Annotated in this window: 11 protein-coding genes and 1 pseudogene; 10 read left to right on the forward strand and 2 right to left on the reverse strand. The window is 34.7% G+C overall.

The window, feature by feature from the left end; translation table 11 throughout:
* Positions 1-301: 301 nt before the first annotated feature.
* The gene (locus tag V7124_RS18245) at positions 302-535 is read right to left on the reverse strand and encodes a hypothetical protein (RefSeq protein ID WP_335409897.1); all 234 of its coding nucleotides are present in this window, start codon (positions 533-535) and stop codon (positions 302-304) included.
* 281 nt (positions 536-816) lie between these two features.
* Here V7124_RS18245 and V7124_RS18250 point away from each other — a divergent pair, with 281 nt between their 5' ends.
* Both V7124_RS18250 and V7124_RS18255 read left to right on the forward strand, forming a co-directional pair.
* The gene (locus V7124_RS18250; protein ID WP_335491973.1) at positions 817-1,548 is read left to right on the forward strand and encodes a spermidine synthase; all 732 of its coding nucleotides are present in this window, start codon (positions 817-819) and stop codon (positions 1,546-1,548) included.
* 424 nt (positions 1,549-1,972) lie between these two features.
* Positions 1,973-2,173, forward strand: a complete 201-nt coding sequence (locus tag V7124_RS18255) for a cold-shock protein (RefSeq protein WP_042463323.1) — start codon at positions 1,973-1,975, stop codon at positions 2,171-2,173.
* A 183-nt stretch (positions 2,174-2,356) separates the two neighbouring features.
* Here V7124_RS18255 and V7124_RS18260 read toward each other — a convergent pair whose 3' ends face one another.
* Positions 2,357-2,755, reverse strand: a complete 399-nt coding sequence (locus V7124_RS18260; RefSeq protein WP_335409906.1) for a hypothetical protein — start codon at positions 2,753-2,755, stop codon at positions 2,357-2,359.
* A 457-nt stretch (positions 2,756-3,212) separates the two neighbouring features.
* Here V7124_RS18260 and V7124_RS18265 point away from each other — a divergent pair, with 457 nt between their 5' ends.
* The 8 genes and pseudogenes from V7124_RS18265 to V7124_RS18300 all read left to right on the forward strand — a co-directional run.
* Complete coding sequence (locus V7124_RS18265; protein ID WP_335491981.1) at positions 3,213-3,434, forward strand: hypothetical protein; 222 nt, start codon at positions 3,213-3,215, stop codon at positions 3,432-3,434.
* 235 nt (positions 3,435-3,669) lie between these two features.
* Complete coding sequence (locus tag V7124_RS18270; RefSeq protein ID WP_420489493.1) at positions 3,670-3,996, forward strand: ASCH domain-containing protein; 327 nt, start codon at positions 3,670-3,672, stop codon at positions 3,994-3,996.
* A gap of 159 nt (positions 3,997-4,155) precedes the next feature.
* Positions 4,156-5,625 (forward strand): amidase family protein, encoded by a 1,470-nt coding sequence (locus tag V7124_RS18275; protein ID WP_335409910.1) that lies wholly within the window; start codon positions 4,156-4,158, stop codon positions 5,623-5,625.
* A gap of 153 nt (positions 5,626-5,778) precedes the next feature.
* Positions 5,779-5,973, forward strand: a complete 195-nt coding sequence (locus V7124_RS18280; RefSeq protein ID WP_335409913.1) for a hypothetical protein — start codon at positions 5,779-5,781, stop codon at positions 5,971-5,973.
* Positions 5,974-6,121: 148 nt separating this feature from the next.
* Positions 6,122-6,661: a sigma-70 family RNA polymerase sigma factor gene (locus V7124_RS18285; RefSeq protein WP_335409915.1), complete on the forward strand. Its 540-nt coding sequence runs from the start codon at positions 6,122-6,124 to the stop codon at positions 6,659-6,661.
* On the forward strand, positions 6,654-8,069 hold the full coding sequence (locus tag V7124_RS18290; protein WP_335491993.1) for a DUF4179 domain-containing protein: 1,416 nt from the start codon (positions 6,654-6,656) through the stop codon (positions 8,067-8,069). The genes V7124_RS18285 and V7124_RS18290 overlap by 8 nt, the downstream gene beginning before the upstream one ends.
* Before the next feature lie 183 nt (positions 8,070-8,252).
* A complete protein-coding gene (locus V7124_RS18295) occupies positions 8,253-8,708 on the forward strand; it encodes a hypothetical protein (RefSeq protein WP_335491997.1) in 456 nt (151 codons plus the stop codon).
* A gap of 381 nt (positions 8,709-9,089) precedes the next feature.
* Positions 9,090-9,855 (forward strand): annotated as a pseudogene (locus tag V7124_RS18300) (cation diffusion facilitator family transporter); the annotation flags it as partial.

A 9,855-nucleotide genomic window follows, 5' to 3' on the forward strand; every position in this document is an offset into this window, starting at 1 on the left:
CAGATTGTGAAGAATTGTACTTAAAGTAACGGGTGCTTTAGTGAAATAAGATAATACAAAAAAAGGCTTAGAGTTGGAAATAACTCTAAGCCTTTTTGATTGTGAAATATACTGTGATTTGTGTTGTGAAAGTTATGCTAATTACTGCGTGATTAGGTCGGTGATTTGTCGTTTTGCACCGCACAAGTAAACCCGTTAAAAACAATTTATGGGAGTTTTAAGTTGGGTAAAGTTATTTTTTTACCAAAAATTTCTAGTAAAAAGAAGGAAGGGAGACCCCCTTCCTTCTCTCCTTACTTAATTAGGCACGCGGTAAAAGGTTTCCTAACAAGTTACCAACTGCACCTGCAATTTGCTCGACATTAGCTTGTTGTGCTGCTGTTAGAGTGCCAGTACCAGGGTTGGAAATTCGAAGGCACACAGCTTCAAGGTCGATGTGAATTCCTAACAAGACAATATGAACTCCTCCAGGAATACTCACACAAAGAATATCTGTATCTTCACAGCAACTTTCACATTGTTGAGCTTGTCCCATATAATCAACTCCTTTCTTTTAGAAGTTAATATATTTGTATGACAAAGCTTGTCCATTTGTTACAGGTGTTTTCTTTATTTTATTAATATAAATTTCTTTAAACCTTTTTTTATGGGAACCACAATTCAAAAATGATCAATATCCGTTAGAATCTAAAAGACAGGAGGCAACACCTTAGTTTTTTGAACAACATGTTCTCTCGTGTTACTTGTTTATACAAATAATAAACCCTATGAATACTCTATATAGTACATCATTCAATCAATCAAGGAGTGTCATAAATGAATCAATTGGTTTATAAGGGATCAAGCTCTTTCCAAAACATTACGGTTCTAGATAGAAGAAAGTTTGGCGGGATGCCCGGCAGATTTCGCTTACTTAAATTTACTGACGATATTGTACAGGGAGTGATCGATTTGGAGAATCCATCCCGTTTGGTGCTGTCGTACTCTCGTACTGTAGTGGATCTTATTGATCACTACGCACCAGATTTCAAAGCAGGTTTCATAATCGGACATGGAATTGGTGTAATAAGCTCATATTATTCAAGTAGAAATTTGCTAACTGCAGAGATCGATCCCCTAGTTGTCGAAATATCCAAAAAGTATTTTGGTTATTTGGGCAATAAAATCGAGATTGGAGACGGTCGTGAGCTTTTGAAAAAACAGGTGGACAAATCTCAGGATATCATTTTCTTAGATGCCCACAATGGAAATAGTATCCCATTTCACCTAACCACCCAAGAATTTTTCTTTCTAACGAGTCAAAAATTGACCAATGATGGAATCCTATTTGCCAATTATATTGGAAGGGTCAGGGATGATGAGATAATGCGAGAATTGTTTGCGACCATTTCCAGTGTTTATCCTTATGTTAAGGTGTTAGCTCCCGAGCCACAGAGTAGAATTTTACAAAATATTTTTTTTGTTGCAAGCCAACAAGTTCTGGAAAACTATTCGCCGCATGAGGCGATTCCTATACAAGTTATTGGCGGAAAAGTACTTAGTGACTAGGAGAGGCAATTCTATATATATATATATACTAATGGATCAGTTTTTTAATAGAATGATCTGCCTTTCTTTATTTTTTACGTTCATTAATTAGTTTTATAGCTATTTGGTCGACAAAATAACGATCTCATCTATTTACATAGCACTCATTCAAAAAGAGTAACTAATGGGTGCAATAGTTTAATGTTGAATATTAAAGGCAAGGTATTAGAACAACATAGGTTTCCCAAACCAGTTATGAAAATTTATGAGTGAAAAAAGTGATTATTTTTATGTCTCCTTGCAAATGCTTTTAAAAAGTGTTAAGCTATAGAAGAATTATTTTTGTTCGGTGTAAAGGATAAATAAGATTAACTTTTCGTCTTGATGATCACTGAGTGCAAGGATAGTAATACATTGTGTGTAAGCACAGCTGGAGGAAACAAAAATGGAACAAGGTAAAGTAAAATGGTTTAACGCAGAAAAAGGATTCGGATTTATCGAGCGCGAAGGCGGAGAAGATGTATTCGTTCATTTCTCAGCTATCCAAGGCGAAGGTTTCAAATCTTTAGACGAAGGTCAAACAGTTACTTTTGACGTTGAGCAAGGTCAACGTGGAGCTCAAGCAGCTAACGTTCGTAAAGCTTAATACGTAGAACAAACAAAAGCAGGCTCTTTATAGAGTCTGTTTTTTTTGTTCTTTTAAAAACAAGGAGCCCCACTCACGAATGAGCAGGGCACATGTAAAACAAGTAAATCAAATGGTAAACAAAGTGTATCACATAAGCTCGAAATCTCCTAATTCACTTTGCTTACATTTAGAGGTAAGCCATCATTCTTCTACACCGTCTAACTGTTTGTAATAGATATCTACAATTGGATGAATATCTGGGTTTGAATCGTAATAAGTAGTGTCAATTTCATTTAGAGTAAATTTAATTTCTTTTTCCCCATCAAAAAGGGCAATGCCATATCGCCAACCTTCACGTTTTTCTTGACTTTCTTGCGGAGTAAATTCTATATCTTTAATCAGAGAGAGAAATTCACCAATTTGTTCTTGCTGAGTTATCGTTTTAGAAGCACCAGTTGAACCATCTTGAATGATGACTTTATCTACACTTTCAATTTTTGCATCCTTATAAAATTCCTCTAATGGCTGCGTTTTTTCATTTTTACAAGCAGAAAGTAAATATAGACTTACCAATAAAATCAGGATCAAGGATTTTTTCATTGAATCACCTTCAAGTTTATTCTGTTACCTCTTTGACGAATTAAATCACAATTAGTTACAGTTCGGAAATTTCATTAAGCTACTGGTCGCGATTGTTCAATTAGAGCAATCGCTTTTCTGGTTTCACTAACCTGTAACGAAGCAATTAAAGAAGAAATTCCTGATTAAATGAAAATTTAGGATGTGAATTCGTAAACTACGATATATCGTGAACATCCGTGTGCGTTGATCCAGGTTGGATTAACACTTTTTTCGTGGGATTTTATTATTGGGAAAAGGGTCATAAATTTTTTGTAAGAAAACCAATGAGATGGATTAGGGAAAAATATATTTACTTTAATGTTTTTATGTATTATTCTTATACATAGATAATCTATGTACATAAAATTACGATGTATTGTATGCTAAAGTTCTTTTGAGATGCAATTACAATAAAAAGTTAATTGAGGTGCTTTGTATGGGATTTTATTATTTGCTTATCCTTTTCATAGGTGTTGTTTTGCTGGTTGTAGGTACCTTTAAATGGATGGTTTCTCGGTCAATAAAAAAAGTAATATTTTTGTTAATTTTAGGATTGTTATTGATTGCTAGTTCGGTATTCCTATTAACTCCAGGTAGTTCTGATTTTATTTATAACCTTATGCATAAAATTAATGAGGCGTTGATCCAAAAGGATTAATGCCTTTTTAAGCTCCTATTCAATAAACTGGGGAAAATCCCAGAGATTTTTAAAGGGCAATTATTATCAATTTGGGCAAGAGAATTAGGAAAGAAACCTGTTTCTGGAAACCTTATAGGACGGGGTTCTTCCATAATTGAGGTTTGCTAATGTTTCAAATAACAGTATGAACTTGAATATATTGTGAATATTGAACTACAATCAGGTAAAGAGGTGAATCTAGGTGGTGCATGAAATGGGTTTATACAGTGAATATTATCAAGCTATTAAAGATGGCAAAAAGACCGTTGAGGTTCGTCTTAACGATGAAAAAAGAAGGAAAATAAAAGTTGGTGATACTATTGAATTTATTAAAGTTCCTGAACAAAATGATACATTACAAGTAAAAGTAACAGGGCTTAGAACGTATGATACATTTCAAGATATGTATAAAGACATTCCTTTTAAAGACTTTGATTGTGCAGGGTGGTCAATGAAAGAAATGATAGATGGAACATATGAAATTTATACTCCTGAACAAGAAAAGGAATGGGGGACATTGGCTATTACAATAAAATATTAAAGCCGATACTACGTAACTAATCGGGCTTTCCTAAATGAACTGTCTGCAAAAAGCAGTCTTTTTCTTTTTCGTCTAACGTGGCAGTTTAGGAAGGTAATTCCGATTTCATACAGTATAGTAGCTTATAGATCGAAATTTGCAGTATTGGAGGAGCAATACATGAAAATTAAGTTTAATAATTTTTTTAGAGAAGAGTTAACGATAAACGATATTCAAGCAGCTATCGAAAATGGAGAAGTAACCTCAAAAGAGTTGGTTATGTATTATCTTGACCGAATAGCCAAGTATGACCAGGATGGGCGTAAGATAAATTCCATTCTTGAAATAAATCCTGATGCAATTTTTATTGCAGAAGCACTAGATTACGAAAGGAAGACAAGGGGAGTTAGGGGGCCTTTACATGGGATTCCAGTATTGCTTAAAGACAATATTGAAACAAATGATTCCATGCATACCAGTGCAGGAACACTTGCGTTAGAAAATCATCTTAGCACCCATGATGCATTCCTTGTTGAAAAACTCCGAGAATCAGGAGCGATAATTTTAGGTAAAACAAATATGACAGAATTAGCTAATGGAATGTCAACTAAAATGTTGGCAGGCTATAGTTCAAGAGGAGGACAAGTTTTAAATCCATATGGTGATGCTGACCTTTTTGTTGGTGGCTCAAGCTCTGGTTCTGCTGTTGCAGTTGCTGCAAATTTTACCGCTTTGTCCGTTGGCACTGAGACAGATGCTTCCATCCTGAGTCCTGCGATTCAAAACTCAGTAGTTGGGATTAAACCAACAGTAGGATTAATCAGTCGTACGGGAATTATCCCATTTACATACTCGCAAGATACAGCAGGGCCTTTTGCAAGAACAGTTACGGATGCAGCCATTTTGTTAGGTGCTTTAACAGGTGTCGATAAATTCGATCCAGCTACTTATAAGAGTGAAGGCATTTCAAAACAAGATTATACAGTCTTTTTAGATTCTCAAGGACTGAAAGGTGCTAGAATCGGTATATTTAATCAAGCTTCGGAGGACTATTATCAATCAGGAGAATACGATCAAAATCTATTTAAACAAGTCATTCAGACCTTACGCCATGAAGGATCAGAAATTGTCGATAATATCGACATACCTTCTTTCAATAGGGATTGGAGTTGGGGAGTCCCAATTTATGAATTGAAACATAGCTTAGGAAATTATTTATCTCAATTACCGTCTTACCTACCAATACATTCTGAAACAGAATTAATTCAATTTAATAAACAGCATGAACAGAAAGCCTTAAAATATGGTCAGAATATGTTGGAGTATAGAGAAAATCTACCAAACACTTTAAGAAATCCCGAATATTTGAATGCGAAATTAGAAGATTTGTATTTTTCTCAGGACATGGGGATTGATTTTACTTTAAAAAAGTATGACCTTGATGCGATAATTTTTCCATCTTATATTGGCTCAACCATATGTGCTAAAGCTGGCTATCCATCTATAGCTGTACCTGCAGGTTACATGGAAAGTGGAAGACCATTTGGCATAACATTTGCAGGTACGGCTTTTAGTGAAGGTGTATTAATAAAACTTGCTTATGCTTTTGAACAAGCTACTAAACATCGAAAATGCCCGAAATTAATATAAAAAAGACAAAAGATCTTCAACTAATGGGATGCTTTAGTTTAAGAAAAACTCGGAAACTTTATAAAAGTAACTTCCACCTTACTTTTTAAAGGGGTTTCATTATTCCAAAATCATAAAAGGAAGGTAATAATTTACATAGGGGGTATTTTAAAAGTGAAAAAATCAACTCGAACAACTTTAACCGTAATTTCTGGTTTTCTTCTTTTTGGTGTCGGACTATTTAGATTGCTTACTGAAACACTTTCCTCTACATCTTTGTTTGTAACATATGTCTTCATTATTGCTGGTTTAATAGGATTTGTTGGAAACGGCATATTACTTTTAAAATCAAAAGCCAAAACTAAATAAAACATTTAGAAGGAGTTTCTACAAGTTAAGTAGTATCTCCTATTTTTTTTGAGCTCAGGTTTTATTTGCATGATATTGAAAGAAATCTTAATTTCTTGAAACTTTTATTGATGATAGAGTCCACTAATATGTGAAAGGGGGGGAATTGATGGAAGCGGAAATCCACCGATTAGTGAAAAAAGCAATCAAAGGTAACAAAAACGCCTTTGAAAAGTTGGTTCAACATCACTATGAAAGAATCTACCGGACAGCTTATCTTTATGTACATAACGAAGCAGATGCATTGGACGTGGTCCAGGAGGCAGCCTATCAGGCATATAAATCCATCAACTCGTTAAGAAATCCGGAGTATTTTACGACCTGGCTCACCAGGATTGTGATTCGATGTTCAGGACATGTGATAAAGAAAAGGGATAAAGTCATTCCAATGAGTGAGGAATTATTAGCCAACTTACCGGATGAATCGAATTTAAATATTGAAGAGTCTTCACAGCTTCTATATGCCGTTCAGCAGCTAAGACTGAATTATCGTACAGCCATTATTTTATTCTACTATTACGATTACTCGATCAAAACGATTAGTAGTGTGATGGAAATCCCAGAGAATACCGTCAAAACATATTTAAGCAGAGGAAAAGCAGAGTTAAAAAAGGTTTATAAAAGTGAGGAGGACAAATGCCATGGATAACAAAGAACTCAATGATGCAATTGAACAAATACCTGTGCCAAAAGAAAAAGTTTTTAACGCCATTTCTAAAGGGATAAACAAAGATGTGGATCGAGGATATGGAAAGAAAAAGAAGGTTCTTGCTGGTGTAGCGACTACGGCTGCTATTCTTGGAATCACCGTGGTCTCCGGATTTTTTAATCCTACCATGAATAATGTATTGGCTAATGCACCTTTAATAGGTGCAATCTTCCAAGAATTTAACGATCCAACAGGTGTTGATTTAGCTTATCAAAATGCCGTTACTGAACTAAATCAAGCCATTACAAAAAATGGAGTGACTGTCAAATTAACTAGTGCGTACTTTGATGGCAGTGTAGTGTCAATTACAGGGTTTGTAGACGAAGAAGTTGAAAATGGGCGAAATGAAAAAGGGGAAGTAAGTTTTGATGTTAACTTTGAGAACAATGAAGGGGATCAAGACCCTTGGCTGAACGGAAAGTCAACGGACATAAAGAAAGTAGATAATGGATATAACTTTCAATGGAAAATGGTATATCCATATAAATCATTCAATGAGAACTTCACTCTCCCAATAACCATTCATAATATCAATGGTATAAAAGGTGAATGGAATTTTAATATACCTATTCAACAAGATAAAAACACTATACTTGCCTTAAATCATGAGCAAGGATACCCGGAAGATGGAATCAAAATCCGTATTAAAGAAATCCTTACCGCAAAAGCGTCATCTTCACTTGTTTATGAGACTGTGGAAAAATACAAGGGTGATGACTTTATTATTTCAAAAGCAGTTGATGATAAAGGAATTGAATATAGGTTTGGAAATCAAACAGTCCTCCGGGATTCTGAACAAGGAGATGGATATCATAGTACCGTTCGGACAGAGATGGCCAAGCTAAATTCCAACGCTACTTCCCTTACTTTTTATCCGCAGTTAAATATAGCAGACCCAAAAGTAGAGCAACTATTGGATAAGAAAACATTTACTTTAAAAAGCGAGCGCCTTAATTTAGGCCTGCAGGTAAATGATGTTACACAAAGCGGAGAGAAACTAGTAGTAGATTATCAACTTACAGGGCTCCCGAAAAACTTGAGTCAAGATAAACTAGATATTATTAATCATAACTTAGAATATGCTTTTTGGTTAGTGGATGAGAAATATATAACAAAAATTGACCCGGAAAATCCATGGCCTCCTAAAAACCACGGAATTTCATTTAATAAAGTAGGAATGATTGATAAAGAAACAGCGCACTTCCAATCTACATTCTATTTGAATGGAGAAGAAAAAATAAAGAACTATAAGCTGGAAAATACAATCCTACTGTTCGACTTTTCAAGCTTTGTCTCTTCTGAAGATTTAAAACCATTTACTGTTGAACTTCCGGTCGGGGAAGAATAAATAGTTACAGTAGCTCATTTTAGGGACCGTGTTGAATTCTATTATTGCATTGAATAATTAGTAAAATCGGGCGATGACTTTTGTAAGTCACCGTCTTTTTTTGTTAGTTAGAATTTTTAAATAGTCATGAATATAGATCGATCGGAATAGATATTATAGACTATTTCGTTAAGGGAGGATTTTATGAAAAAAATAGTAAGCTTGGTATTTGCTGCTGTACTTTTGATTGCATTGTCTTCGGTTGTTGGAGCGGAGGGTAACTCTAAACTAGCTGATGCTCGCCAAGGGACGGCTAAGTACCATGATGTGCAAAGAGCAATAGCGGACGGCTATTTACCTACGGATCAGTTTGTTGCTGTACCCGGATTAGGAGTAATGGGGTATCATTACGTAAATCCTCATCTTATTGATAAGGAAGTAAATGCTGCTACTCCTGAAGCGTTACTTTATGTACCTAAGGGAAATGGCGATTTGCAATTAGTTGGTGTAGAATATTTGTCAGACGGTCCTAATTCATTGTTTGGTCAAGAATTTGATGGTCCGGGTGCAGTTCCAGAACACTCGCTCCACGTTTGGATTTGGAAACATAATCCGGAGGGTATGTTCGCACATTTTAACCCTAGTATAAAAGTCAAATAATGAAATATGTAGTGAAAAGTCAGTTACGAATCTGACTACCGGAATGTTTAGGTTAAAACGAGTTCATAGAAACAATGTTATACCGGCGAATGTTGATATATCAATATTTGCCGGTGTTTTTTTTTGAAAACAGTAGAAATAGGTAAGATTTGAATTGAATATACATATTTATTACACAAGTTTTTTATTAGGAATTATACAATGCAATCAAATAATAATGATTATCATTAGTGTTAGTGCTTATATCGAATTTAAGTTGGTATTTAAATGATTGAGCGTAATTATCATTCTCAGTTAGTTCGATTTATTCTCAATTATAGTTGACGTTTCCTAACAATAGCAGTAGTATATAGTTAGAATCTAATAAAGGAGATCATTTAAATGAGTTCTAACAATGAACAATTTGAAATAAATAGGAACAAAAATAAAAAATTATTTATATGGGCTGCATCCTTAACTCTGTTTTTCGCGTTAGTTGAAATTCTCTATGGATTTATTTCAGGCTCCTTAATGATGATGGGCGACGGTGTACACATGGGTTCAGATGCTTTCTCATTGATTCTTTCATTGATCGCAACCATTATGGCTACAAAGGCAGTAACAAAAAATAAGACATTTGGATACAAGCGATTTGAACCCATCGCAGCATTTATTAATGGTTTAACATTAGTGATTATCCCAATATTTATCATTGCTGAAGCGACCAGTCGTATGTTTAATCCAATAGACATCATTCCGAACCAAATGTTAGTTGTTGGTATGATTGGTTTAGTTGTAAATTTAATCGTGGGGTATATATTATCGAAGGCCAATACTAATTTAAACGTAAAAAGTGCAATGCTTCACGTTTTGGCTGACTTATTTACCAGCGTAAGTGTTGTCATCGCAGCTTTGGGTATTAAATACTTTGGGCTGACTTGGTTAGATCCAATCGGTAGTCTAGTGACATCAATCATCATCATTGCTGGTGGAGTGAAAATCACAAAGGCATCCTTTAATATATTAATGGAAGGTACACCAAAAGGCTATTCGGTGGATGCAATTGAAAAGCTAATTAATAACGTTGAAAAAAGTCTAACAATTAAAGATATCAAAGTTTGGTGTACGAACGAGTCCGAAATATTTACTTTAATTCACGTCAATTCTG

This window comes from Neobacillus niacini, assembly GCF_036961885.1.
Lineage (GTDB): Bacteria > Bacillota > Bacilli > Bacillales > Cytobacillaceae > Neobacillus > Neobacillus niacini_H.